This is a genomic window from Acidovorax sp. Leaf73, from assembly GCF_916855635.1.
Classification (GTDB): domain Bacteria; phylum Pseudomonadota; class Gammaproteobacteria; order Burkholderiales; family Burkholderiaceae_C; genus Acidovorax; species Acidovorax facilis.
Genome location: NZ_CAKASI010000003.1, coordinates 64,930 through 90,851, shown reverse-complemented (window position 1 = coordinate 90,851; position 25,922 = coordinate 64,930). Strand labels below are relative to the sequence as shown.

At 60.7% G+C, this 25,922-nt stretch carries 20 protein-coding genes and 1 pseudogene; 9 read left to right on the top strand and 12 right to left on the bottom strand.

Annotated features, from left to right (window positions below; genetic code table 11):
- Positions 1-4 precede the first annotated feature (4 nt).
- Entirely contained in the window at positions 5-1,321 is a 1,317-nt protein-coding gene (locus LPA35_RS10220) for a DUF4365 domain-containing protein (protein ID WP_228896898.1), read from the bottom strand.
- Between the two features lie 413 nt (positions 1,322-1,734).
- Between LPA35_RS10220 and LPA35_RS10215 the strand changes: the two genes are divergently transcribed.
- Positions 1,735-2,184: a carboxymuconolactone decarboxylase family protein gene (locus LPA35_RS10215; protein ID WP_228896897.1), complete on the top strand. Its 450-nt coding sequence runs from the start codon at positions 1,735-1,737 to the stop codon at positions 2,182-2,184.
- Between the two features lie 54 nt (positions 2,185-2,238).
- On the opposite strand, the gene LPA35_RS10210 is transcribed toward LPA35_RS10215, so the two are convergent.
- From LPA35_RS10210 to LPA35_RS10180, 7 genes are all read right to left on the bottom strand, one after another.
- The gene (locus LPA35_RS10210) at positions 2,239-3,987 is read right to left on the bottom strand and encodes a tannase/feruloyl esterase family alpha/beta hydrolase (protein ID WP_228896896.1); all 1,749 of its coding nucleotides are present in this window, start codon (positions 3,985-3,987) and stop codon (positions 2,239-2,241) included.
- Between the two features lie 100 nt (positions 3,988-4,087).
- Positions 4,088-5,755 carry a tannase/feruloyl esterase family alpha/beta hydrolase gene (locus LPA35_RS10205; protein WP_228896895.1) on the bottom strand — a complete coding sequence of 556 codons (1,668 nt, stop codon included), beginning with the start codon at positions 5,753-5,755 and terminating at the stop codon, positions 4,088-4,090.
- Between the two features lie 195 nt (positions 5,756-5,950).
- Entirely contained in the window at positions 5,951-7,651 is a 1,701-nt protein-coding gene (locus LPA35_RS10200) for an acyl-CoA dehydrogenase family protein (RefSeq protein WP_228896894.1), read from the bottom strand.
- A gap of 274 nt (positions 7,652-7,925) precedes the next feature.
- Positions 7,926-8,915 (bottom strand): Bug family tripartite tricarboxylate transporter substrate binding protein, encoded by a 990-nt coding sequence (locus LPA35_RS10195; protein WP_228896893.1) that lies wholly within the window; start codon positions 8,913-8,915, stop codon positions 7,926-7,928.
- 98 nt (positions 8,916-9,013) lie between these two features.
- Entirely contained in the window at positions 9,014-9,778 is a 765-nt protein-coding gene (locus LPA35_RS10190; protein ID WP_099731539.1) for an SDR family NAD(P)-dependent oxidoreductase, read from the bottom strand.
- A gap of 37 nt (positions 9,779-9,815) precedes the next feature.
- Entirely contained in the window at positions 9,816-11,684 is a 1,869-nt protein-coding gene (locus LPA35_RS10185; RefSeq protein WP_228896892.1) for a feruloyl-CoA synthase, read from the bottom strand.
- A 44-nt stretch (positions 11,685-11,728) separates the two neighbouring features.
- The gene (locus tag LPA35_RS10180; RefSeq protein ID WP_055399790.1) at positions 11,729-12,514 is read right to left on the bottom strand and encodes a crotonase/enoyl-CoA hydratase family protein; all 786 of its coding nucleotides are present in this window, start codon (positions 12,512-12,514) and stop codon (positions 11,729-11,731) included.
- A 159-nt stretch (positions 12,515-12,673) separates the two neighbouring features.
- Between LPA35_RS10180 and LPA35_RS10175 the strand changes: the two genes are divergently transcribed.
- The 3 genes from LPA35_RS10175 to LPA35_RS10165 are packed head-to-tail and all read left to right on the top strand — an operon-like array spanning position 12,674 to position 16,767.
- Entirely contained in the window at positions 12,674-13,888 is a 1,215-nt protein-coding gene (locus LPA35_RS10175; protein ID WP_228896891.1) for a thiolase family protein, read from the top strand.
- A 2-nt stretch (positions 13,889-13,890) separates the two neighbouring features.
- Complete coding sequence (locus LPA35_RS10170) at positions 13,891-15,144, top strand: thiolase family protein (protein WP_228896890.1); 1,254 nt, start codon at positions 13,891-13,893, stop codon at positions 15,142-15,144.
- A 30-nt stretch (positions 15,145-15,174) separates the two neighbouring features.
- Positions 15,175-16,767 carry an acyl CoA:acetate/3-ketoacid CoA transferase gene (locus LPA35_RS10165; protein ID WP_228896889.1) on the top strand — a complete coding sequence of 531 codons (1,593 nt, stop codon included), beginning with the start codon at positions 15,175-15,177 and terminating at the stop codon, positions 16,765-16,767.
- A 78-nt stretch (positions 16,768-16,845) separates the two neighbouring features.
- On the opposite strand, the gene LPA35_RS10160 is transcribed toward LPA35_RS10165, so the two are convergent.
- Entirely contained in the window at positions 16,846-17,352 is a 507-nt protein-coding gene (locus LPA35_RS10160) for a MarR family winged helix-turn-helix transcriptional regulator (protein ID WP_370641403.1), read from the bottom strand.
- Positions 17,353-17,518: 166 nt separating this feature from the next.
- Positions 17,519-18,111: pseudogene (locus tag LPA35_RS10155) on the bottom strand (ATP-binding protein); the annotation flags it as partial.
- 77 nt (positions 18,112-18,188) lie between these two features.
- On the opposite strand from LPA35_RS10155, the gene LPA35_RS10150 reads away from it, so the two are divergent.
- Genes LPA35_RS10150 through LPA35_RS10135 form a run of 4 tightly spaced genes read left to right on the top strand, consistent with a single transcriptional unit; the run spans position 18,189 to position 23,192 of the window.
- Complete coding sequence (locus LPA35_RS10150) at positions 18,189-19,355, top strand: tyrosine-type recombinase/integrase (RefSeq protein ID WP_228896888.1); 1,167 nt, start codon at positions 18,189-18,191, stop codon at positions 19,353-19,355.
- Positions 19,352-21,043 carry a hypothetical protein gene (locus LPA35_RS10145; RefSeq protein WP_228896887.1) on the top strand — a complete coding sequence of 564 codons (1,692 nt, stop codon included), beginning with the start codon at positions 19,352-19,354 and terminating at the stop codon, positions 21,041-21,043. The genes LPA35_RS10150 and LPA35_RS10145 overlap by 4 nt, the downstream gene beginning before the upstream one ends.
- A 3-nt stretch (positions 21,044-21,046) precedes the next feature.
- Positions 21,047-22,834 carry a hypothetical protein gene (locus tag LPA35_RS10140; protein ID WP_228896886.1) on the top strand — a complete coding sequence of 596 codons (1,788 nt, stop codon included), beginning with the start codon at positions 21,047-21,049 and terminating at the stop codon, positions 22,832-22,834.
- The gene (locus LPA35_RS10135) at positions 22,821-23,192 is read left to right on the top strand and encodes a hypothetical protein (RefSeq protein ID WP_228896885.1); all 372 of its coding nucleotides are present in this window, start codon (positions 22,821-22,823) and stop codon (positions 23,190-23,192) included. The genes LPA35_RS10140 and LPA35_RS10135 overlap by 14 nt, the downstream gene beginning before the upstream one ends.
- A gap of 210 nt (positions 23,193-23,402) precedes the next feature.
- On the opposite strand, the gene LPA35_RS10130 is transcribed toward LPA35_RS10135, so the two are convergent.
- Positions 23,403-23,882, bottom strand: coding sequence for a hypothetical protein (locus LPA35_RS10130; protein ID WP_228896884.1), 480 nt, complete (start codon positions 23,880-23,882; stop codon positions 23,403-23,405).
- 222 nt (positions 23,883-24,104) lie between these two features.
- On the opposite strand from LPA35_RS10130, the gene LPA35_RS10125 reads away from it, so the two are divergent.
- Positions 24,105-24,395, top strand: coding sequence for a hypothetical protein (locus tag LPA35_RS10125; RefSeq protein ID WP_228896883.1), 291 nt, complete (start codon positions 24,105-24,107; stop codon positions 24,393-24,395).
- A gap of 590 nt (positions 24,396-24,985) precedes the next feature.
- On the opposite strand, the gene LPA35_RS10120 is transcribed toward LPA35_RS10125, so the two are convergent.
- Positions 24,986-25,792, bottom strand: coding sequence for a GIY-YIG nuclease family protein (locus LPA35_RS10120; RefSeq protein ID WP_228896882.1), 807 nt, complete (start codon positions 25,790-25,792; stop codon positions 24,986-24,988).
- Positions 25,793-25,922: the final 130 nt, after the last annotated feature.

The window sequence follows — 25,922 nt, the reverse complement described above, 5'->3', positions numbered from 1 at the left end:
GCTTCTAAAAAAAGCCTAGGGGAAGTTCATTGCTGGCAAGTGCCACTTCTTCGTCTCCTGCGGTCCAGATAGCGTCGTCTATACCGCGATCCGACTGGAATGTAAGTGGTTCTCCGAAGCTGAGGTGTGGATACGGTTCAGCAAAAAGGTCTGTTGGTGGGTTCAGTACTTCGGCCCACATTCCCAACTGGCCAAGCACTGCGTTGTTACGCTCGAGGCGCTTGATGCCAGTTGTCCATTCGGCAGCGTACTTGCTTGGCCTAATTGCATCAGGGCCCGTGAAGATGTAAGTTGGGCTGACCTCCAGATACCAAGCATTGCCGTATCTGACAAACTGGGCGTTCATAGCAGAGTGTCTGTGGCCCATGATGTGGCCCTTCTTCTTGTTCACCAAGACCTTCACGACTTCGCGCGCGGTGGGTCTCTTCTGTCCTTGATAACTTAGTGTGGTTGGGTTACCAGCCTCTTGCACTGGAAAAAAGTAAACATTGGAACTCTTGTCAAACAATACTCTGCCTGGCGAAGATCGGAGGAACTGACGCAAGCAGCTGTTCAGTAGCCAGACGAACTCGCGCTGAGCCACGGGGTCGTTTGATGCAGACCACTGTTCGACAGGGAAGTCTTCGACCGTTCCTCGGTCGCAGAGGAAAGAGTACTGAGGATCAGTCAGGTCGCGTACCGTCAAGACTTGCTTACTGCGGACCACGTTTTCGAAAGTTATCGCCCGTCCTTTAAGGGCTTGTCCCATCGCTTTGGGCTGATGGTATGGCGTCTCCGCCAGGAACAGCCGGGATGGCAGAGATTTAACCGGAATCAGGTTGCTGACGAGCCGTTCCTGTCGCCGCAACGCCATACCTCTGGCGCCTTGGGCCTGGGTTCGCACAAGCTCAGCAAGTCCCGCCGCCGCGCTGTCATCAAGTCGATCGTGGCTCTTGACGAAATGGAATTTGCGCTCTCGGACCTGCCCGGAAGGATCGCGAACAGGGAGCCAATAAACTTCGTTAGTGCGTGGCCTCGACACGACAAGGATCACCGGGACGTTGTGCTGCAGCCAGTAGTCCACATCGCGCTGATTCACCCGATAATCAAATCCTTCGTCGGTCTCTCCTTCAAAGTTAGAGACGGCCTTGCTTTGAACTTTTAGCAATAAACCTGAAACCACGCCTGAGGCTGCGTCGCGGATTTCAATCTCACCATCAATGCCCGTGTCGTGCTGCGATGTTGGACGCCAAACGTATCCCATCCTGGACACGGCGAGGCTGATGAGGGAGGTTCCTTGTTCGCCAAGCAGTTGTTGCTCCGTCAGCTTCTTATCTGACATCCTCTTGTCGTCTCCCTGTGTGATCCTGCGGACAGACCGCCCTAACAAGTGGGTAGGGCCACGTGTGCAGGAAATAGCTATAGGGTCACTCTACCGCATAACGGAGCAATAGCGCCTATGCAGAATTGCTCTCAGGTTGCTCCGTCATTTGAAGACCCGTAGGCCAGACTGAGCATGTGCCGCCATGCGTAGCTGCCCAGCCGACTTTCCTTGGCGCCTGTGCCGCGTACCCTGGCCGTCACGCCGTCACGCCGTCACGCCGTCACGTGTCTTGCCTTGTTCCATCTGAGCGGCTGCGGAAATGTTCGCACCCATTTCTCCAGCCTCTGTCACAGCATCCTCACGCTAAACGTCTTGCGCGCAGGAGGCCGATATCGGCCTCCACCCAACATTCAACGTAAAGGAACTGCTGTATGAATCGCGCTGTCTGGTTCAACGTATCGCCCGAGGGGGCCAAGGCCGTGGGGACGCTGCACCACTTCGTCACCCGGGACGCGGGCCTGCCCAGCTTGCTGACGCACCTGGTCTTCCTGCGCGTGTCGCAGATCAACGGGTGCGCGCACTGCATTGACATCCACACGCGCGACCTGCTGGCCGAAGGCATGTCGGTGGAGAAGGTGGTGCTGGTTCCTGTGTGGCATGAAGCGGCGTATCTGTTCTCCGAGCAGGAGCGCGCCGCGCTGGCCTGGGCCGAGGAGGTGACGCGCGTGAGCGAGACCCATGCCTCCGATGAGGCCTATGCGGCCGCACTGGCCGTGTTTGGTGAGAAGGACCTGGTGGACTTGACGCTCACGATTGCCACCATGAATGCCATCAACCGCATGGGTGTCAGCTTTCGCATGAAGCCTCGCGCCAAGGCGTAAAAAGAAAAAAGGGAAGCCCCGCTTGCGCCGGGCTTCCCGCTTTTCAAGCGCTGATCACTTGCAGCTGAAACTGCTCGCACTCTCCACATCCCCTGTGCCGTTGTAGCGTGCCACCTTCGGGTACACACAGAGCGGCCGCGTGCGGTTGGCAGACCAGCTGGCGGGCAGCTCGGCATTCACCACCTTGGCCCCCGCGCCGCGCGCGTTCGCCGTCACGCTGTCGGGCGCCTTGCCCTGTTCCACCCACGCCACCAGCGGGGCCAGCATGTCGAACTGGTCGGTGGCGGGGCCGCCGGAGCAGTGGTTCATTCCGGGCACCAGGTACAGGCGGGCAAAGTCGTCGGCCTTGCCGCCGTGGTTTGCCTGCACGCGGTCCATCCAGTTCGCGGTGTCGATGGGCGAGAACACGCCGTCGGCCACGCCGTGGTGGACCATCATCTTGGCGCCCCGGTTGCGCAGGGCGCTCAGGTCAGCCGCGTTGGGGGGCGTCATGTACGACCAGGATGACTCGGTGTAGACCGGCGTGGTGGCGAACATCTTGGGGTAGTCCGTCTCCATGCTGAAGTTCAGCGCGTACTGCAGGCCGGTGGTGGCCTTGAAGGCGTCCAGGGTGGAGGGCGGGGTGGTGAACAAGAAGGCCACGGCACCCGCGTCGCGCGTGGTGGGGGCGTTGAAGTGCCAGAACGCAAAATTGCTGCCTGCCACGCCGGGGTCGAACCAGGTGCCGGTGTACAGGGCTTCGCCCTTGCTGTTTTTGGGCCCGGCGAAGATGCTGGCCAGCACGTTCTTTTGCTCGGCAGAGATGCACGATCCATCCCGCGCAGTATTGGCAGCGGTACAGGTGGGCACGTCGCGTTGCAGGTTGAATGCGGCCTGGCAGGCCTGCACGTCGTTCACCTGGCCGTCGGTGGCGCCGTCCAGCGCGTCGCAGCGCTCCACGATCTTGCGGCCGATGAGCTGGAATTCGGCGGGGCTCACGGCCTTGGTCAGGTCGGGCTGGCCGTTCGCTCCGGCGGAGGCCAACTTGGCGTATTGCTGGGCCTTCCACAGCTGGGCCGTGGCGGCCTTGGGCAGGCTGAAGCCGGGGTTGCCCGCCAGCACGCCGTCGTACTGGTCGGCATAGCGCGATGCGGCCACCATGGCGTGGCGCCCGCCGTTGGAGCAGCCTGCGATGTACGAGCGGTCGGGGCCCTTGCCGTAGGCGCCTTTGATCAGGTCTTTGGCCATGGGGGTGAGGGTGCCCACGGCCTGGTAGCCATAGTCGCGCCGGGCCTGGGGGTCCAGCCCGAAGAAGGGCGTGGGCGCGCCGTGGCCCGCGTCGGAGCTGAGCACGGCAAAGCCTTGCACCAGGCCGGGGGCCACGGGCGCAGCGCCGCTCACCGCGCCGAGCGCGGTCACCACGCTGCCGTCCAGCCCGCCGTTGGCCTGGTGCAGAAAGCGGCCGTTCCAGTTGACGGGCAGGCGGATCTCAAAACCGATGGCATAGCTGGCGCCGTCCACGGGGCCGGTGCGCTCTTTCATCTTGCCCTTGACCAGGCAGTGCGCGGGCGCCTGCGTGGTGTTGCCCTGCAGGGTGATCGGGCCCTCGGCCACCATCTCTGCCGAGGTGATGCGCGTGTCGGGCAGCGCGAGGCTCTGGGCCAGCGTGGTGCAGTTTTTCAGCGTGGCGGGTGTGGCGGCGCCGAGCTGCGGTGGGGGCGTGGTGCGCGGTGCGCTGGCGCAACCTGCCAGCAGCGTGGCGGTGCCGACCAGGGCCATGGTCAGGGCCGACAGGGGGAGGGGGCGCGGGAGGAGGTGTGGCATGCGGGTCTCCTAAGGGTGGAGGGTGTGCCCCCGCGCTGTGGGCGAGGGGGCACACCCCAAGAAAAAAGGCCCGGGCCGCAGGGGCCAGGGCCTAGGCGCGCTACTTGCAGCTGAAGCTGCTGGCGCTTTCGATGTCACCCGTGCCGTTGTAGCGTGCGACCTGGGGGTAGGGGCACAGGGGGCGGGTGCGGGTGGCCGACCAGCTGGCGGGCACGTCGGCGTTGACGGCTGCGGCGTTGCCCTTGCCGCGCACGCTGGCCAGCACGGTGGCGGGGGCTTCTCCCTTTTCCACCCAGTTCACCAGCGGGGTCAGCATGTCGAACTGGTCAGTGGCGGGGCCGCCGGAGCAGTGGTTCATGCCGGGCACGCGGTAGAAGCGGGCGAAGTTGCTGGCGTCGCCATTGTTGGCGGCGCGCACGCTGTCATACCAGGCGGTGGTGTCGTCGCTGGAGAAGATCGGGTCGCTGGTGCCGTGGTAAACCATCATCTTGGCGCCCCGGTTCTTCATGGCCGACAGGTTGCTGGGGTTGGGCGGTGTCATGAACGACATGGCGCTTTCGGTGTACACGGCGCTGGTGGCGTTCACACGGGCCAGCATGGTGTCCACGTTGCCGGTCAGGGCGAACACGGGGCCGTTGAAGGTGGCGGGGTCCTCGGGTGGCACCGACCAGATCAGGCCCACGCCGCCCGAGTCCAGCACCAGCGGTGCCGTGAACTCCCAGAAGCCATAGCCTGCGCCTGCCAGCCCTGCGTCGTAGGGGAAGCTGGTGTAGATCTTGTTGCCCGCGCTGGTGGTGGGGCCGCTGAAGATCTTGGCAATGCCTGCCTTCTGGTCGGCAGACAGGCAGGTGCCGTCGCGGCCGCCGCTGCAGGTGGGCACGTCGCGTTGCAGGTTGAAAGCGGCCTGGCAGGCGCCGGTGTCCTGCACCAGCCCGTCGGTGCTGCCATCCAGCGCATCGCACTTGGCCAGCACGGCGTTGGAGACCAGCGCGCGCTCGGCCGTGGTGAAGCCGGTGGACAGGTCGCCAGGCGTGCTGGCCAGCGACGCATAGATCTTGCCGCTGGCAATGTTGGCGATGGCCGCCTTGGGCAGGTTGAAGCCGGGGTTGCCCACCAGGTAGCCGTCGTACTGGTCGGCAAACCGCGACGCGGCCACCATGGTGTGGCGCCCGCCGTTGGAGCAGCCGCCAAAGTACGAACGGTCGGGGCCCTTGCCATAGGCGGTCTGGATGGCGCTCTTGGCCATGGGGGTGAGTTTGGCCACGGCCTGGTAGCCGTAGTCCAGCCGTGCCTGCGGGTCGATGCCGAAGTTGGGGCCCATGGCGGCTTCGTGGCCCGCGTCGGAGCTGATGACGGCAAAGCCCATGTTCAAGGCGTTGTTCAAACCCGCCCCGCCGTTGACAGCGCCCGTGGCTGCAACGATGTTGCCGTCGATGCCCCCATTGCCCTGGTAGAAGAAGCGGCCGTTCCAGGTATTGGGCAGGCGCATTTCAAAACCGATTGCGTAGCTCTTGCCGTCCACCGAGCTCACACGCTGGTGCATCTTGCCGGTGATCTGGCAGTGCGCGCGCACTGCCGTGCCTGCGACGGTCAGCGTGCCTTCTGCAATCGGGTTGGCGGCGGTGATGGTGGTGTTGGGGAAGTTGATGCGCGTCGCCAGCTCACTGCACGACTGCAAGGCGCCCGGTGTGGCGGCTGCCAGCTGGGGCAATCCGGGTTCGGACGATCCGCCGCAGGCGACAAGCAGTGCGGCGGGCAACGCTGCCATGGCCGCTAGGGTCGCCCGAGAGGCTCGGGACTGGGGGTGTGCACGCATTCCTGACTTTTTTCTTCTGAAGTTCATGCTGTTGTCTCCGGTTTTTCGAGGCGCAAGGAATCCCGCAGCGCGGCCTCAACACGCTGTGGGAGGGAGATCGTTCAGATGGGTTCTGCTACTATTTCTGTAGCTATAGGTGCTTGTCCATCAGGCGGTAGCGGCCATTTTTGGCTTGATTTCCAGTGCCTGTGCAATGCGCTGGCGCAGCATGGCCGCGCGCATCTCAAACTCGGGCAGCACCCACTGGGCCAGTGCCTGGGCCGGGGTGCTCCAGCGCTCATCCTGGGCCACGGCGCTGATCTCGCCCCAGGCCCAGTCCAGCAGCACCAGCGCCACGGCGCGCAGGTAGTCGTCGGCCACCCAGTAGGGCAACTCGGCGTCGGACTGGGCGGCAATCGCCAGCGTCTGTGTGATCTCCACCAGCGCATGGCGGCGTGCGCTGGCCGCAGGGCTGGGCGCTGTGCCGGGCAGTGTGGTCAGCAGCGCCGCCAGGCCCTGGCCGCCATCGGCCAGCACCTTGCGCACCAGCAGGTCAATCGCCTGGATCTCGTTGGTGCCCTCGTAGATCATCGCCACGCGCGCATCGCGCACGATCTGCTCGATGCCCCATTCGCGCACATAGCCGTGGCCGCCAAACACCTGCAGGCAGGCGCTGGCGCCGTGGAAGCCCTGTTCTGTGAGCGCGGCCTTGAGCACGGGCGTGACCAGTGCACACCAGCGCTGGGCGGCGGCGCGCTCGCCCGCGTCGGTGCTGTGTTTGGCCACATCGAGCTGCAGTGCCGTGTGGTAGGCCAGCACACGGCCGCCGTCGATCCAGGCGCGCTGGGTTTGCAGCGTGCGGCGGATGGCGGGGTGGTCCTGGATGAGGCTGGTGTCTTTGGCGCCGGGCGCGCGCATCTGGCGGCGCTCTGCCGCATAGGCGCTGGCCTTTTGCCAGGCGGCTTCGAGCAGGCCGATGCCCTGCAGGCCCACGTGCAGGCGGGCGGCGTTCATCATCACGAACATGGCGTTGAGGCCCTTGTTCGGCTCGCCCACCAGCCAGCCGGTGGCGTCGTCAAAGCGCATCACGCAGGTGGGGCTGCCGTGCAGGCCCATTTTTTCTTCAATGCGCTCGCACACCACGGCGTTGCGCTTTCCGTCCGGCAAGACCTTGGGCACCAGGAACAGCGACAACCCCTTGGGGCCCGCCGGTGCATCGGGCAAACGTGCCAGCACCAGCTGCACGATGTTGTCGGTGAGGTCGTGTTCACCGCCCGAGATAAAAATCTTGCTGCCGTTCACCCGCGCGCTGCCGTCGGGCTGCAGCACGGCGCGTGTGCGTACCAGGCCCAGGTCGCTGCCCGCGTGGGCTTCGGTCAGGCACATGGTGGCCAGCCATTCGCCGGTGGCGACCTTCTCCAGGTACTGCGCCTTGAGTTCGTCGCTGGCGTGGTGCTTGATGCATTCGTACGCGCCATGCAGCAGGCCGGGCGCCATGGTCCAGCCATGGTTGGCACCGGCCAGCCATTCAAACAGCACACACTCCAGCACCGCAGGCAGGCCCTGGCCGCCGTCCTCGGGCGCGCACGACAGCGACGGCCAGCCCGCCTGCCAGAAGGCCTGGTAGGCATCGCGAAATCCTGCGGGCGTGTGCACTTTGCCTGCGTCAAACCGGCAGCCTTCCTCATCGCCCGTGCGCTGCAACGGGGCGATGGCGCTGTCCACAAACTTGGCGGCCTCGTCCAACACCTGCGCAGCCAGCTCGCCATCGGTGTCGGCAAACGGCGCCAGCGCCTGCCAGCGGCTGGGCGCCTGCAACACGTGGGTCAGCAGATGCTGGATGTCGGCAAGGGCTTGGCGTGCTTGCATTAAATGCTCACTATTTGATAGCTATTGGCGCTTGATAGATAAGCGCTGGAGGCCGTTTTCTTCTGAATTTCGTCGGCACGAGCCTGGTGGCTGCTTGCGCCTTGGCTTCGACAGGCTCAGCCCGAACGGGTGGGGTGTGGGGGTTGCGCCCGCCACCTGTCGATACCGGCGCGCCCCCAGGCGAGGGCCACCGCGCAAGGGCCGCCCCGCCGCGCTGGTGGCGTCCCCCCCAAGGGGGGAAGCGGCGAAGCCGCTCAGGGGGGATTCACAACCTTCAAGAATCTGCGGTGAAACCAATCTTCTTGATCAGCGGGCCCCAGGTGTCGTACTCGGCCTTCTGCCAGCGCGCTTGTTCCTCGGGCGTGGAGCCGTGGGGCATCAGACCCACGATGGCCAGGCTGTCGATGACCGACTTTTCCTTCAGCGCAGCGTTGATGGCGGCGTTGGCAGCGGCAATCACCGGCTTGGGCGTGGCGGCCGGGGCGTAGAAGCCAAACCATTCTTCGGTGGTCAGCTCAGGGAAGCCCTGTTCGGCAAACGTGGGCACATCCGGCACGTAGATGGAGCGCTTGGGACCCGAGGTGGCCAGGATGCGCAGCTTGCCGGCCTTGTAGTTGGCGATGAAGTCGCCGTGCGGCGTGACCATGGCCGCCACCTGGCCGCCTACCACGTCCGTCACGCCAGGGATGGAGCCACGGTAGGGCACGTGGCGCAGGTCCACACCGCTGTTGATCCCCAGCAGCGCGCCCAGGAAGTGGGGCGTGGAGCCTGCACCGGGCGAGCCGTAGCTGGCGTCCTTGGGGTTGGCCTTGGCCCAGGCCAGGAAGTCCTTCACGTTCTTCACGCTGGCGGGCACCATGGGGCCCACGGCCAGGCCGTGGTGCATGATGGCTGCGATCGACACGGGCGCGAAGTCCTTGTCGGTGTAGTTCATCTTGCTGTAGATGTGCGGGTAGTTGGCCAGGGCCGACACCTGCGCCACGGCCAGCACCGAGCCGTCTGCGGGCGCAGCTTTGAGCGTCTCCAGCGCAATGCGGCCGCCCGCGCCGGGCTTGTTTTCCACCACGCCAGGGTTCTTGCTGAACGCGCTGCCAGCCCACTTCTCGGCCACGCGGCGCGCCACGGTGTCGCCCGAGCTGCCGGCGGGGAAGCCGAAGTACACCTTCACCTGGTCCACCTGGGCATGGGCGGCAAAGGGGTGGAAGGCGCCCAGCGCGGCGCTGGCGCCAAGGGCCTGAACAAATTGACGGCGGGTGGTGGTCATGCTGATGTCTCCTGGTGTGTGTCTGACGGAAATCTCGGGGGTCAAGCTGGAGCGCTTTCGCGCCCTCTTGTTATTTACTGATGTGTGGCGCTTATCGTTTACCGGGGCGCCATGCGCAGGGCGCCGTCCAGGCGAATGACTTCGCCGTTCAGGTGGCCGTTGGTCACGATATGGCAAGCCAGCTCGGCAAACTCTTCGGGTTTGCCCAGGCGTGGCGGGAAGGGGATGCTGGCCGCCAGCGACTGTTGCACGGCCTCGGGCAGCTCTTTCATCAGCGGTGTGGCAAACAGGCCGGGCGCTACGGTGCACACGCGGATGGCGTGCTGCGCCAGGTCGCGCGCCATGGGCAGCGTCATGCCGGCCAGACCCGCCTTGGAGGCGCTGTAGGCCTGCTGGCCCACCTGGCCATCAAAGGCAGCCACCGATGCGGTGAACATCATCACGCCACGCTCGCCGTTGTCCAGCACAGGCAGCTTGCTGCAGGCGGCAGCAAACAGGCGGCTCACGTTGTAGCTGCCGATGAGGTTGATGTTGATGACGCGCACAAAGTCTTCCAGCGGCGCGGCGCTGCCGTCGCGCTGCACCACGCGCTTGGCACTGCCAATGCCGGCCACGTTCATGAGGATGCGGGCGGGGCCATGGGCGGCGGCAGCCTTTTCCAGCGCAGCGGTCACGCTGGCGGCGTCGGTGATGTCGCAGGGGCAGGCAACGCCGCCAATGTCTGCGGCAACCTTTTCTGCCAGCTCGGCATTGCGGTCGAGCACGGCCACCTTGGCGCCCAGGCGGGCCAGTTCGCGTGCGGTGGCCTCGCCGAGGCCCGATGCGCCGCCGGTCACGAGGGCGGCTTGTCCTTGAATCTGCATGGTGGTGTCCTTGGGTAGTCGTTCAGTTCAGGTCAATTCATTTCTGGTGCACGAGGGTGAACGGCAACTTGCCTTCGTGCATGGCTTCCACCAGGTTGGCGCGGTGTTTGAGCACGGCGCGCTGGTTGATGGAGCCCTTGTCGGTGATCTCGCCCTTGTCCAGCGAGGGCGGCTCGGCCATCAGGTGCATGCGGGCCACACGCGTGGCACTGCCCGTGGCTTGTGCGGCCAGCTGGTTGATCACCTGCTGAAAGTGCTGCTGCACGGGCGCGCTCTCCAGCACCTGTGGCAGGCTGGCGTCGCTGGGCAGGCCCGCCAGCGTGCGGATGTGGGGCGTGGGGATCAGCAGCGCGCCCACTTCCTTGAGGTTGATGCCGGTGATGACGGCGTCCTGCACATAGGGTGCGCAGGCCGCGATGATCTTGGCGCGCATGGGGCCCACGCTCACGAAGGTGCCGGTGCTGAGCTTGAAGTCTTCGGCAATGCGGCCGTCGAACTTCAGGCCCTTGTTGTGGTCGGCCTCGTCGATCCACTTCACGGCGTCGCCGGAGCAGTAGAAACCTTCTTCGTCGAACGCCTCGTGCGTGGCCTCGGCGTTGCGCCAGTAGCCCTGCGTGATGTTGGGGCCGCGATAACGCACCTCGACCTTGCCATCAATCGGCACCAGCTTCAGCTCCAGCCCCGGCGTGGGCACGCCGATGTCGCCTGCCTGCACGTTGGGGCTGTTCACGGCCACGCAGAAGGGGCAGCCCTCGGTCATGCCCAGGCCGGTGTTCATCACGATGCGCTCGCCCACCTCCTGCTCGGCCACTTCAAAGAGGGCATCCCAGATGGGTTGCGAGAGTGCGGCAGCGGCAAAGAAGAACATCTTCACGCGGCTGAGCAGGTTCTTGCGCAGCTGCGCGTCGGTCTTCATGGTGTGCGCCAGCACCTCGAAGCCCGTGGGCACGTTGAAGTACACCGTGGGCGCGATCTCGCGCAGGTTGCGGATGGTCTCGGCCATGCCCGCGGGCGTGGGGCGGCCTTCGTCCAGGTACAGCGTGCCGCCGTTGTAGATGACGATGCCGAAGTTGTGGTTGCCGCCGAAGGTGTGGTTCCACGGCAGCCAGTCCACCAGCACCAGGTCTTCCTCGGCCAGCACGGGCATGGACTGGTTCATCTGCTGCAGGTTGGCGGCCCACATGCCATGCGTGATGATCACGGCCTTGGGCGCCTTGGTGGAGCCCGAGGTGAACATGAATTTGGCGATGCTGTCGCCCGTGATGGCGGCGTGCGCGGCGTCCACGGCGGGCGTGGCCTCGGTGGCCAGCAGTGCGCTGAATGGGGTGGTACTGCGGCCGGGCAGTGTGCCCTCGATCAGCGCCACCTCTACGTCGGCGCCCACCGTGGCGTTGATGGCGGCGGCAAAGCGCTCGCCGCTGCTCGCAAACACCAGGCCGGGCGTGAGGGTGTCGATGGCGTGGCGCAGCTTGTCGTAGTCCTTGCTCACAGTGGAGTAGGCGGCGGACACGGTGCACTGCGGCACGCCCGCCACCAGGCAGCCCAGCGACAGCAGGGCATGCTCCAGATCGTTTTCGCTGAGCATGACCACGGGGCGGTCGGCGCTCAGGTTGCGGTCGAGCAGCGCTTGCGCAATGCGGCGCGCACTGTCCCATGCCTTGCGGTAGCTGATGTGCCGCCAGTCGCCCAGGCTGCCGTCGGCGTTCTTCACACGCTGCGCCATCCAGGTGCGGTCGGGCGTCGTCTGCGCCCAGTGCGCCAGGCGGTCGGTCAGGCGCACGGGGTGGGGCTGCAGGTCTTGCGTGGCGCGCACATAGACCACGCCGTTGTCGCCCTGGCGGGTGGTGACCTCGGTCACGCCAAAGCGCAGCGGCCGGTAGCGGGGGGTGGGGGCGGTTGCCATCATGGGTGCTTTCAAGAACTCACTGGCGCGGGCGGGGGCTCGCATCTTCAGGCCTTCTGGACCTTGGCTGCCTTGCCGTCGAGGAAGGCGCGCACACGGGCCTTGGCTTCGGGCGCGCTCTGGGCGATGGCGGCCATCATGGCTTCGGTCATCAGGCCCTGGTCGGACGGCTGCTCGGCAATGCGGGGCAGCGCGTGCATGAGTGCGTAGTTGGTCAGCGGTGCGTTCTGCGCAATGCGCTGGGCCAGCTCAAAGGCCTTATCGAATGCGGTGCCGGTGGGCACGAGGTATTGGGCAAAACCCACACGCTCGCCGTCCACGGCGTTGTAGACGCGGCCGGTCATCATCATGTCGGTCATGCGGGCCGTGCCGATCAGGCGCGGGATGCGCACCGCACCGCCGCCGCCCACAAAGATGCCGCGCGAGCCTTCGGGCAGTGCGTAGAAGGTGGATTCATCGGCCACGCGGATGTGGCAGGCGCTGGCCAGCTCCAGCCCGCCGCCCACCACCGCGCCGTGCAGCGCGGCCACCACGGGCACGGGGCCGAACTGCACGCGGTCCAGCGCTGCATGCCACATGCGCGAGTGGTGCAGGCCCTGGCCCGCGTCGCGCTCTTTCAGCTCCGAGAGGTCGAGGCCCGAGCAGAAGTGCTCGCCATCGCCATCGATCACGGCGGCGCCCACGCTTGCGGGCAGGTTGTCCATCACGTCGCGCAGCGCCAGGATCAGGCCGTCGTTCAAGGCATTGCGCTTGGCGGGGCGGGTGAGGCGGATGACCGCGATTTCCTCGCGTTCGCCACGGATTTCAAGGGAGATGTCGGAGTTCTTGGTCATGGTGGTGTGAGTGAGTTAGGGAAATTATGGTTATCAAAAATAACTAAAACAAGACCGCAAGGCCGCTCTTTGCTAGGGGGTTTCCCTAGCTTTTCAAGCGACTCATATGGTTATGATAAATAACTAAAATTGGTGCGCAATCCAAGCAAGGACCCTGTCATGAACGCCTTCATCCCCTACGGTATCTACTGGTCGTCCCCGTTTGCCAAGTGGCAGGGCACGCTGGCCAACCTCAACGCGCTGCCGCTGGCCGCTGCGGTGGGCAAGCAGGCGCTCGCCGCGCGCGGGTACGACTTGGCCGCGGTGGACCTGGCGATCCTCGGCATTACCAACCCGCAAAAGGGCAGCTTCTACGGCCTGCCCTGGGTCACCGGCATGATGGGTATCGACCGTGTGGCCGGGCCCACGGTGCAGCAGGCCTGCGCCACCAGTGTGCGCGCGCTGCAGATGGCCGCGCAAGAAGTGGCGTGCGGCACGGCCACCAGCGCGCTGCTGGTGATGGCCGACCGCCAGTCCAATGGCCCGGTGGTCTACTACCCCGACTCCAGCGGCACCGGCGGCTACGGCATCACCGAGCACTGGGTGCCCGACAACATGGGCCACGACCCGTACGCCAAAAATCCCATGCTGCAGACCGGCGAGAACGTGGCCGCGCGCTATGGCATCAGCACCGAAGAGCAGCACGCCCTCAAGCTGCACCGCTACCACCAGTACCAGGAGGCGCTGGCCGACGACCGCGCCTTCCAAAAGCGCTACATGGCCGATGTGCCCGTCACCGACTCTAAGTTCCGCAAGCAGACGGGCACGCTGAGCACCGATGAAGGCATCTTCCCGACCACCGCCGAAGGCCTGGCCAAGCTCAAGCCCGTCAAAGAGGGTGGCACGGTGACCTTCGGCGGTCAGACGCATCCGGCCGACGGCAACGCGGGCGCCATCGTCACCACGCGCGAACGGGCCCGTGCCGTGGCGACCGACCCCGGCATCGAGGTCGAGATCCTGGGCTTTGGTATGGCGCGCGTGGAGGCGGGCTACATGCCCATGGCGCCGTCGCCTGCCGCGTTCAACGCGCTCAAGAACGCGGGCCTTTCCATCAGCGACGTGGCGGCCATCAAGACGCACAACCCCTTTGCCGTGAACGACATCGCCCTGGCGCGCGACACCGGCTTTGCCTGGGAGCGCATGAACAACTACGGTAGCTCCATCATCTGGGGCCACCCGCAGGCGCCCACCGGCATGCGCGCCATCATCGAACTGATCGAAGAGCTGGTGCTGCGCGGCGGCGGCGTGGGCCTGTTCACCGGATGCGCTGCGGGCGACACCGGCTATGCCACCGTGCTGCGCGTGACCGACAGCAAAAACACTTCCAAGGCCTGACCATGACTACCACTTCGACAAGCTCTTTCTCCGCGCCCCTGAACGCCTGGCTGGTAGACGGCGTGCGCACGCCCATGGTCGATTACTGCGGCCCGCTGGGCCATGTGTCGCCCACCGACATGGGTATCAAGGTGGCGCGCGCCGTGCTGGAGCGCAGCGGCGTGCCCGCAGCCGATGTGGGCTCGGTCATCACCGGCTCCATGGCGCAGGCCGATTTCGACGCCTTTGTGCTGCCGCGCCACATTGGCCTGTATGCAGGCGTGCCGCAGGCCGTGCCCGCCATCCTGGTGCAACGCATCTGCGGCACGGGCTTTGAGCTGTTCCGCCAGGCCGCAGACCAGATCGCGCTGGGCTACACCGACGTGGCGCTGGTGGTGGGCACCGAGTCCATGACGCGCAACCCGATTGCGGCCTACACACACCGCACCGGCTTCAAGCTGGGCGCGCCCGTGGAGTTCAAGGACTTCCTGATGGAGGCGTTGATCGACACGGCCGGCCCCGTCACCATGATCGAAACGGCCGAGAACCTAGCCAAGAAGTACGGCATCACGCGCGAAGACGTGGACGCCTACGCATCGCAATCCTTCGCCCGCGCGCTCAAGGCGCAGGTAGATGGCTTTCTGGCGGGCGAGATCGTGCCAGTGACCAGCGAGAAGTTTGAACTGGAAGGCTACGCCACGCGCGGCATCACGCTGCCTCGCAAGGTGGCGCAGCTGGACCGCGACACCCACCCGCGCCCCTCGCCGGTTGAAGCCCTGGCCTCGCTGCGCACGGTCTACCCCGGCGGCGTGCAGACCGCTGGCAACAGCTCGGCCCTGGTGGACGGCGCCGTGGGCGCCGTGGTGGCCAGCGATGCCTATGTGCAGCAGCGTGGCCTCAAGCCCCTGGCGCGCCTGCGCGGTGTGGCCGCTGTGGGCGTGGCGCCCGAGTACATGGGCATCGGCCCGGCCCCGGCCATCCGCGCGCTGCTGGCGCGCACCGGCCTCACGCTGGATGACATCGGCCTGTTCGAAATCAACGAAGCCCAGGGCGCACAGACCCTGGCCGTGGGCCGCGAGCTGGAGCTGGACCTGAACAAGCTCAACGTGAACGGCGGTGCGATTGCCCTGGGCCACCCGTTGGCAGCCACCGGCGTGCGCCTGACGGTGACCCTGGCGCGCGAGCTGCGCCGCCGTGGGCTGCGCTACGGCATCTCCAGCGCCTGTGTGGGCGGCGGTCAGGGCATTGCTCTGCTGATCGAGAACCCCGACGCCTGAACCCTGAATCCACATTTTGCAAAGCACACCATGAAAATCATCACCGCAGCCCAGGCCGGGGCACTCATCCCCGACAACGCCACCATCTTCCTGGGCGGCCTGGCCGTCTCCAGCCTGCCCGAGGAAGTGCTCAAGGGCATCGAGAAAAATTTCCTCGACCACGGCAGTCCGAAGAACGTGACCACCTGGGCCTGCGGCGCTATTGGCAACAGCAAGGACGCGGGCATGGTGCACTTTGCCCACCCCGGCATGATCAAGCGCACCGTGGCGGGCCACTTCGGCCAGACCGGCGCCGAGATGATGAAGATGGTGTTTGACGGCGAGGTGGAGGCCTACAACTTCCCGCAAGGCAGTCTGTCGCACCTCACGCGCCACATTGCCAGCCGCAGCCCCGGGCTGCTGACCAAGGTGGGCCTGGGCACGTTTGTAGACCCGCGCATCGAAGGCGGCAAGCTCAACAGCAAGTCCACCGAAGACCTGGTCAAGCTCGTCGAGTTCAACGGCGAGGAGTGGCTGTTCTACCCCGCGCCCAAGGTCGATGTGGCCATCATCCGCGGCACGCTGGCCGATGAGAACGGCAACATCACGCTCGACAAGGAAGGCGTGCTGCTGGAGCAGATCAACATCGCCCACGCGGCCAAGGCCTGCGGCGGCATCGTGATCGCGCAGGTGGAGCGCATCGTCAAGGCGGGCAGCCTGCACCCCAAGTCGGTCAAGGTGCCGGGCGTGTCGGTGGACTATGTGGTGGTCAGCCAGCCCGAGAACCACATGCAGACCATCACCACGCAGTTCAACGCCGCGCTGTGTGGCGACGTGCGCGTGCCGGTGAACTCGCTGGCGCCCATGGCATTGGATGAACGCAAGGTCATCGCACGCCGCACCGCGCTGGAGCTGAAACCTGGCGCCATCACCAACCTGGGCATCGGTATTCCGGCCGGTGTGCCGTCGGTGGCGGCGGAAGAGGGCGTGGCGGACCAGTTCACGCTGAGCGTGGAAAGTGGCATCACCGGCGGCATTCCCGCGCAGCTGGGCGACTTTGGCACGGCCTACAACGCCGACGCGATCATTGAGCAGTCACTGCAGTTCGACTTCTACGACGGCGGCGGGCTGGACGCGAGCTTCCTGGGCCTGGCGCAGGCCGACAACCACGGCAACGTGAACGTGAGCAAGTTCAACGGCCGACCCGTGGGCTGCGGTGGTTTTGTGAACATCACGCGCTCGACCAAGAACCTGGTGTTCTGCGGCACCTTCACGGCAGGTGGCCTGGAGGTGAAGGTGGCCGACGGCCAGCTCACCATCGTCAAGGAAGGCCGCTCGCGCAAGTTCATCGAGAAGGTCGAGCAGATCACCTTCAACGGGCTGGATGCTGCCCAGCGGGAGCAGAACGTGCTCTTCGTGACCGAACGCGCCGTGTTCCACCTGACCACCGAAGGCCTGGAGCTGACCGAGATCGCGCCCGGCATTGACCTCGAGCGCGACGTGCTGGCGCACATGGGCTTCAAGCCGATCATGCGCAATGTGAAGACCATGGACGCGGGCCTGTTCCACGAAAAGTGGGGCGGGCTGGCGGCGGCCATGGCGGCGAAGTCTGAGGCGGTGGCACAGGCGGCCGCAGGCGAATAAACGGGGCGCAGAAGCCGCCCGAAGCCGGGCACAAAACCAAAAACCAAGGGGCGCTGGCTGCAGCGCCCCTTGGTTTTGTCAGGCTCCGTCGCGGGTGTAGACCTTTTGCAGCAGGCGGATCAGCGTCTTGCGTTCGGCGGCAGTGAGGCCTGCGGTGGCGTCCACCTCCAGCTGCGCGGCGGTCTGCTCGGCCTGGGCCGTCAGCTCCACACCGGCGGGCGTCAGGTGCAGGCCCATGGCGCGGCCGTCGCTGGGGTGGGGGCGGCGCTCGATCAGGCCGCGCCGCTCCAGCGCAGCCACCAGGCCCACCAGGTTGGGCGGCAACACGCCCAGCGTCACGCACAGCTGGCGCGAGGTCACGCCCGGGTTGTGCGCCACCAGCGACAGCACCGAAAAATCCACCACCTTGAGGCGGTACACCGCCATGCGCTCCATGAACACCTCGATCACGGCCAGCGATGCGCGCCGCGCGTTGTAGCCCACCAGGGTGCGCAGAAAGCCGGTATCCACCGATTCGGGTGCGGGCGCCGGGTTGGCTGGAACCATGGAGGCGGTGGTCTTTTTGGTGGGGCGAACGCTGGACATGGGGTGATTGTGGCGGGGGGTGGGCGCGGGTTGGCAGCAGGTTGCACGGAAATTTGATTCAAATCAGCCGCTAGCGCTTATTTGACGGATATGTATTGCTATAAAAATTATAGTAATTGATGTGTGGCAGGCGACACACACGGTGCAGCATCGGCGCCTGTGGCTCTCAGACGGGGCTGCGCAGCACGCGCCGGTATTGCACGGCCTCGGCCACATGGCCCACTTCGGTCGAGGGTGCACCCGCCAGGTCGGCAATGGTGCGCGCCACCTTCAGCGCACGGTGCGTGCTGCGGGCCGACCAGCCCAGGCGGGCGGCGGCGGTGTTGAGGAATTTGGCGGCGGCATCCTGCAGGTGCAGGTGGGTGTCGATCTCCTGGCCCTGCAGCGCCTGGTTGGTCTTGCCTTGCCGCGCCAGTGCCACGGCGCGGGCCTGCGCCACGCGTTCGCGGATCGCCTCGCTGGCTTCGCCCGCGGGTGCCTGCACCAGCTGGTCGGCGGGCAGGGCGGGCACCTCCACATGCAGGTCAATGCGGTCCAGCAGCGGGCCGCTGAGCTTGGCCTGGTAGCGGTTCACCTGGTCGGGCGTGCAGCGGCACGCGCGCTGGGTGGAGCCCAGGTAGCCGCACGGGCAGGGGTCATGGCCGCAACCATCTGGAACCGGGCGGGGAAATCCGCACGCTGCGCCGCTCTGGAGATGGTGATGTGTCCTGTCTCCAGCGGTTCGCGCAGGGCCTCCAGGGCAGCACGCGGAAACTCGGGCATTAGGTTGCAGGAACTGTCTGTATGTGTTCCCATGCGTTTACCTCCGATAAGGTGCAGTGAACTAGGAGCATTGCATGCGAATCGAATTGATCCGTCCATCTCAGTCTTTCCGTGATGCAGAAGAGGTCGTCGCCCTCGCCGGACTTCCCGAGGATCTTGCTCTCCTGTACTCAATAGACCTGCCAGTGCTTCCCGTCTTACTAGACGATAGCGGTCTGCCTCTGGATCTTCCAAATCAGTTCATCTCGTCCCTTGCTTTACTGAAGTCGAGTGCTACCGGTAAAACGGCTTCCACCTACGCGGAATGTTTGCTTGCTTGGTTGAGGTTCATCGAATCAAAAGACTCTTCACTAGAAGAAGCTACAGAGGAGATGCTATCTACCTTTAGGAACGCACTTGTCAGCACTCAAGGGCAGGGTGGTACGAAGGCATACACAGCAAACACGGTGAATCTTCGTGTGACTGCTGTGGAAGCTTTTCATGCGTGGTTGCATCGAAAAAAACTTCTCATGACTCCGCTTGGTGAATTTGTTTGCACCCGAAATTCGCTGCGGCTGCCGTATTGCGGCGAACGTAGTCAAACAAAGCGTTCATCGGATAGCCTTCGAATCGCCCCAACAGAGTCGACACCCCGCACGCTTGGCTTTGAGGAGCTAGCGCGTCTTTTTGCCATAACTCCCGAGCCATTCAAATTAATGTTTCGGTGGGGATTGGTTACAGGGCTAAGGCGTTTCGAAGTTGCGAACCTTCGCTTAAGTCGACTTATGACGCCGGCACAAATTGCCTCCAGCGGATTGGATCCCGTTCCAATTGACGTCGTTCGAAAAGGTGGCAGAACAGCCACCATTTACGCACCCGCAGCGCTTGTAGAAGAAACCCACTGGTATTGTTTAGTAGACCGACCGGTACCCATAAATGATCAGTATGCGGATTATGTTTTTTTGAGTCAAAGGGGCGCCCCATTTTCCGTCGAAACACTGAGTCGAGCATTTAGAAAATATGCGAATCTTGTAGGAAGTCGTGCAACATTGCATCATTTGCGGCATTCGTTTGCAATTTATTGTTTGGGTTATTTGGAGTCGGTTGAAAGTGCCGGAAAACAAATAAACCCAGTAAAAGTTGTTCAATTTTTACTGGGTCATGCAAACGTGACGACAACTGAAATTTATCTGCGGGCTCTTGAAGTTAGTTCGGATGAGGTCAGAGAAGCACTTAGCTTTCTCTACGGGGCCACCCAATGAAGCCACTAGCAGTTCGCCAGATCCGTACAGGCTATGTACTCGAATTGTGGGTTGGGGAGAATGCCGCTCCTATGTCGATACTCGATTTTCATGCAGCGGGATTCTCAGAAGTTTTAGCTGAAGCAACCGCTAGGTCGTTTGTTGCTTTGCAAGGCGGAAATGCTGTCGAATCTCAAAATGCGAATTGGCGGCTGGTGAGGAGTTTTGGATATTTCTTGTCGAAGGAATATGGATATGTCAAAAAATTCCCCGCAGATTGTTTGAAGCGTTTTGGCAAATATTTGGAAGCGACTGGGACGTCACTGAAAACTACTGGCGCTGCGTACAACGCAGCATATCGAACTCTTAATTGGCTGCTTAGAAATATTCCGGATGTCATCGACAGGAATATTCGGCTCGAGAGAGGCCAGGCAGCATCGCTTGCGAAATCTAGCCCTACGTCAAGGAATAATCCTCCTGATGCCGAAGTACTGGCGCAAATTCTTGCTTGCTGCTATGCAGACATTGAAGCCAGTGAAGCTGCGCGAGTTAAATTTCGCCTATTGCCTTTGAGCGAAGAGCCGATTCTGATCGCAGATGTTCTACGATCTTTGCTTGGAGCGGGAGGTGGAATGCTCGCTACTGCGGAGCAACTCAAACAAGCGCCTAAACAATATAGTCTCAAGAAATCAATCAATGAGTGTGGTGGTTTGCGCGAGATATATTCAAAGTACTACCTGTCGATAGAAGATCTGTTTCCGTACTACTTGGCGATTTTAATTCAAGCCTCAGCGAATCCTCAGTCTTTGAGACTTGCGGAAATGGATTGCATCATGCCTGTTCCATTCCGAGACGATTTGGAGCGTTTTGTTTGGTTAAAGCAGAGGTCGCGGAGATTGCAAATTCCCGAGTTTCATAAAGATAAAAAGTGGTCAGCGCCAAATATTGCAAGAATGCTATTGGATAAAAATTTTGAGCTGCGACACTTGGCGGTCCCTGCGTATAGTGATGCATTATTCATTTGCAGAACTGTAAGTATGAAGGTGACAGTTCCAAGTTGGCAGGAAATGCATAATTGTTTAATAGCATTTCGCAAGAAGCACAATCTTCCACACTTTGATCTAGGTGATCTCCGGCGCTCCGGCGCCATACTTCACCACAAAGCAGGACGCAGCATTGCAAGTGCTCAGCAACGGCTTCAACATAAAAGCCCTAAGGTCACTCAAAATTACACCTCGCTTAGTGATAGAACCATAGACCATCAGTCGCAGATCAGGAAATTTCAGGGAATAATGATCCAGGAGACGCAGAGGTTCAATTCGGGCGAAAAGGCGGTGACCCAAAAATATGCGAATTCTTGTTCGAGTGCCGAAACATTATTTGGTTTTGGATGTAAGGATCCCCTCGCAGGAATTGCGGAGGGTAGCCGACCTGGAGTTGCATGTCCGAAATTCAATCAGTGCTCCGGCTGTTCTGGGGCCATTGTGGTAGTGGATGATCCAGTTTGCGTCGCAAAGCTAGTGGCGGCATCTCGACACCTTGCTGCTGAGCGTGATCGTGCTGTGAAGGAGGGGTGGAGCAAAAGGTTTGACGTACTTTATCAAGCAACGATGGACATTCTCAGAAATAACATCTTGCCCGCAGTCTCGAAGCCAGTGCTGAATAAAGCTATGGCGATACGAGTACCGCCACTGCCGCGGTTGGAGTAAGAAATGGGATCGGTGCTTATATCAGAAGGTAAATACGTTTGGAGTTTGAGTAGTCACGCTTTGTACGCCTCCGAAATTGTTGAGATCAGTTGGTTAAATTTCTTGCCGGATGGGGTCGGTACAAAACATCAAAGATCTCGATTGATTGAAGTCGGTAAGTTGTTCTTGAAGGACTATATAGAGCATCCGTCAACCAAGTGGCGTGCAGGTGTAAGTGCTCAATCGATAAATAATAAGTATAAACATCTTCGTGTTTTTTTCCATTGGATGATGGGTCGGGGTGTTTTCCGATTATCTGAGCTATCGCCGGATGATGCCATTGATTTTTTGGCGTCTAGGTCGGCGCGACACTCAAATGAAAATCCTTCAACGGCAACTATTGCGTATTATTTGGACATGCTGCGAAGGCTCTCGAGAATCAGAGAGGATTGTTCATCGGGTCTTCGATTTGATATCGCAGACTATGAAGAAGAAATCTGGAGAAAGTGTCCATCGCGAGAAAATCGACCTTGGGTTGCAATAGATGAGGATGCTGCCTTGGCTCTTATCGCTGATTCGCTGGAGTGGATTGAAAAATATGGTGCATTCTGCGTGAGCACCGCCAAGGATATATATGATGCGCATAGCCGCTGGATAGGGAAGACAAGGGGTCAGAAAGCTAAAGCACAAACGGTGCTCTATTCTGATATTTGTAAAAGAAAGGAATTTCAAGAAATTTCTCAAAAACTTGACGTTCCTTGTAATGGCTTTGGCATCGCTGCGGCATTCACGGCGTCAGTTGGGGCTGCGATCAACGTACTGTTATTTACTGTCGGACTTCGTGCCGCTGAGCTTGTGCGCCTTGACTGCGGCTGTGTGCGGGTCCGCAGTGACGAAAAATCGTCAGGAGATGCTCATGTAATCGTAGGAATAGCAGCGAAAAAAAATGGAGCTCTTCGTGAGTGGGCTGTCGCAGATCCGATTCCGACTGTCATCGAATGGATTGAGAACTTACATCAGGTGGCTCGTCAGGCTACAGGAAACGAAGCACTCTTTGTGCTTAGGAGCAGCGGAGCCGCAATTCCTTTGCCAGGCAGGAGGTTGGGACGGATGACGTCCGTGTCCCCTGTCACTGCCATGAGGGCTTTTGCAGACGCCAAGTTCAGAGCACATAGGCCTAAGGTGCGGAATTTGCACCCACATGCAGCAAGAAAAACCTTTGCGGCTTTCACAGTGCGTCGCGATAAGGCGATGCTGGAGTCTTTGTCTCTGCATTTTGGTCACGCTTACCGTGCATTCACAGATGGCGCCTATGTAAACAATTTAGATCTACATAAACTTCTTGAAGAAGCTGACCGGCTGGAACTTGCCCAAGCGCTTACAAATTTACTCTCCGCAAAATATCTATCCGGCCGTGCAGCAGGACATGTAGAAAATTTTAGGGCTTCTAGCAATAGATTTCGTGGAAAACTAATGATGAAGAGGAAAGTGGAAGAGTTGATCGCGAGTGGTGTCCGTATTGCCCCATGCAACTGGGGCTATTGTCTATATGCCCAATCGACATCAGCATGCCACGGTGACCGGAATGGTCCAAATGAGCTGGAACGATCGCCTCATATTTGTGGTGGATGCTCAAATTTTGTTGTAACGGAGAAACATGCGATTTGGTGGAATGAGAGAGCAAAGCAAGACCAAAATTTTCTCAAAAACAAATATGTACCCGATCAAACAAAGAAAATGGTAGAGCAGCGGCTGGAGGGAACGCATCAAATCTTACACGGGCTAGTTAAAGTCTTCCATGAAAGAAAGTAGTAAAACACTAAACGTGGCTGAAAGAATTGGGGCTGTAATTGCTTTGCACAAATCCCAGTATCCTGGGGTGCCTCTTTCAATCAACTCATTGGCAAAGCAAGCGGGCGTGAGCCGATCGAATTTATACACATCGCATGCCGAAGTGGTAGCGTCCCTAAAGCGCCACAAGTCTGATGCTTCTGCCGCGAAGCCGGCGAAAAATTTTACAAAAATAATTGATGAGCTTGAACGAGAATTGAAGCTTTTAAAGAAGACGAACAAAGCTCTGTTGTTGCTAAATGGAGCTTTGAGGACTCGGATAGGCGAATTAGATCGCCGCTTAAAAGATATTGGTCAGCAGTCAGGAAAGAGACGATAGAAGAAAATGATTGGGCGATCTAGTCACAGAGATTCGGCGGGTTATGTGCTGTTTGATAAATTTCTAAAAAGCTTTTTTGAGCCGTTCCGTGGCAAAGTGAATTCGGTAGAAATTTATTAACGCGGAAAAGTACCATCAACTCCGTACAAGAGTGCGAAGTTATTTTAATCTGTTCGAACACTTGCGGAAAGATTGGTTGTGCTCGAATGCCTAACCAAATAATTGAATTCTATTTTTGTACGAGTCGTGAAGAACAAGTTCGGTTATTCCAACACCGGAGATGACGGTCGGAAGCCCGTTGCAAGATAATAGAAAACGACCAATGATGGTTCTGTGTGTGCCACATGATATGTAATATTTTCCGTTAACTAAATAGAAGCTCCAGTTGCTCTTCTTTTGAGTGCTGAGATAGTAATCAGGGTTGCTGGACATTTCAAGAAGGCCTCCATGAATACGCTTGAGTCGCCCGGACGGTCGACCCGGAGGATTGCCAAGGAGTTCGAGCCAAGAACTTCCATAGTAGTCGGGATGTTCCGTTCCTGCTACCTGAGACAGATCCACGGTTCCCATACTTCGGTGAATACGCTCAGCCACTTGTTCTCGAAGCTCAAATTCGGCGAACCGTTCAAGCCGCTTGTGGGCAAACGTAGGTATTGATGACTCAATAAGTGTTCCTAGATCGGTGTTCATGGTTCAATAAAAGACTACATTTGCGAACTGATGCATTAATTAAGTCTAGCAACCTTACTCTCTTCGTCGAGTCTACCCAGACATGTGCACAATCGTTCCGCTTGTTGCTTGAGAGTGAAAGACTTTGGGCTTTATTGGTGTTTACTGGTCTTTTGTACGCGTTTCCTCTCGATTGACGCCGCATTTCTGGGAACGCTTAAAAACCCACAACGAAGGTGGCAAATGAAGCCAGAATCTCTCGAAAAACTCCGGAAAATTATTGAAGCAGAAGTACCCACACCCAGGCGGCAAATGGTCTACAAGGATCATTTCGCAGTAGGCTGCTTCCTATACGCTCAGGGACACAAGGCTGCAGGCGAAAAAATGATTCGCGAACTGTTGAATGAGCTTGGATACGAGGGGCGCAAGGCCTACTTCCACAGCTTGCTAGCCAGTCTTACAGGCAATGAGGAAGCGTACGCTCTTGAAATCCAAGCACACGCTGAAATCAATTCTCTTGTCTGGGCATTGTGAGCATGATGCGAAATGTCTTTTTATTCAGAAGCGATTTGGCCTTAACACCATCTCTGAAAATTTGCGCATTCCGGTGATGATGACCAGTAAGCCCGGCAACATGAACACCTGCAGCAGGTATCCTCCGCCAATGGTCGCAAGCGGCCAGAAGCGGGCATTGGAGAGTGGGCGATGAAACCTGGAGACAACGAATCGTGGAGGCTTTGGGGTGGACGTTGGCCCTTACAGTTGCATCCATGGCACTGGCCCACCTGTCGCCAGTGGGGCTTGGCTGTTGGTGGACGGGGCTACCCAAACGCCCTTTGACCTACGACCGCCGAACTCCAACTCGCCTGCCACGCCTATCTCCTCAAGAAGCTCTTCGAGCCGCATTTCTCGGTGAATGCCGTTAAGCACGGCCCTGCGGAACACCTTGCGCGACATATGCTTGAACGCAACAACGCTGTCGGACGAGCCACCTGGCTTGGGTTTGGCCGAAGCAATGCTTCAAGACACTAACGTCTTCAGGGTGTGGTTTGGCACCTTAGAGTTGGCCGACTTTAAGCGGCTTATCTCTGCCCATTTTCGCACCCCGATGGGTGTTGCCAGGTTCAGTTTCCGTTGTATCCGTGTAGCCGAGACAGCAAGACCCGCTTCCAGTGGGCCTCGCGCGCCAACACCTCTTCTGGCTTTGTGTGGGTGTCGGCAATCTCCAGCACTGAAAAGTGGAAGCTCTCGGCTCTTGCCGGGCCGGCTTCTTTTATAAGCTGTCGAAGCCTCACGTTGTCGCCATGCCCGCCCAGGTATGCGCACCAGCGCGACCAGAAGCCGCCCTCACCCGTTGCGCTGCCCACATATAGCTTGCCGTCCTTGTGGTCCGATATCAGGTAGACGCCAGCAACACTCTCCAGTGCTGCGCGCCATGAAGGAATGGCTTGGCGGACGATGACGCCAAGCTCACCGAACGAGATATCAATGTTCTTGAAGCCAGGGAATTCCGCGAGCTGAAGACGTTCGCTCTTGACCTCGTGAATGACACACGAAGGCGCCACCGTCTCCCCAAGGAGGTACGGGTTGCGGCTAGGCCGTCGAAACTCGCAGACCGCTCGTCCTGCCAAGCCCTGCGTGTTCGGCATGGGGCTCAGGTCATACTCAACGTGGTCGTCAAACTTCTCGCTTCCACCTCTCGAGTAGCTCCCCACATAGAGCCACCGGCTGGGCTCTGGAAGCTGAATGAGCGAGACAACATACTCGCGTTCGAAGTTACGTTTGGACTGCCAGCTCTGCCATGAATCGAACTCACCCTTGAAGTACACGTCTAGGGGGCTTTCATGGCCGTTCCAGCCGGCCAAGTGAACCTTGCAGCGCCCAGGTTCAAGCTCAGATGATTCAAGTTTTAACAGGTCAAAAAGAAGCACGTCATTCGCCTTGTTCAATCTTCCTGACCTCAGCCAAGACCAATCCACGCCAACCAGCAAAGTCCGGATCAACTTGATATCGGGCGCGCACTCTTTGCTTTGCCTGGCGCTCAACTTCAGCGCTCAAGAC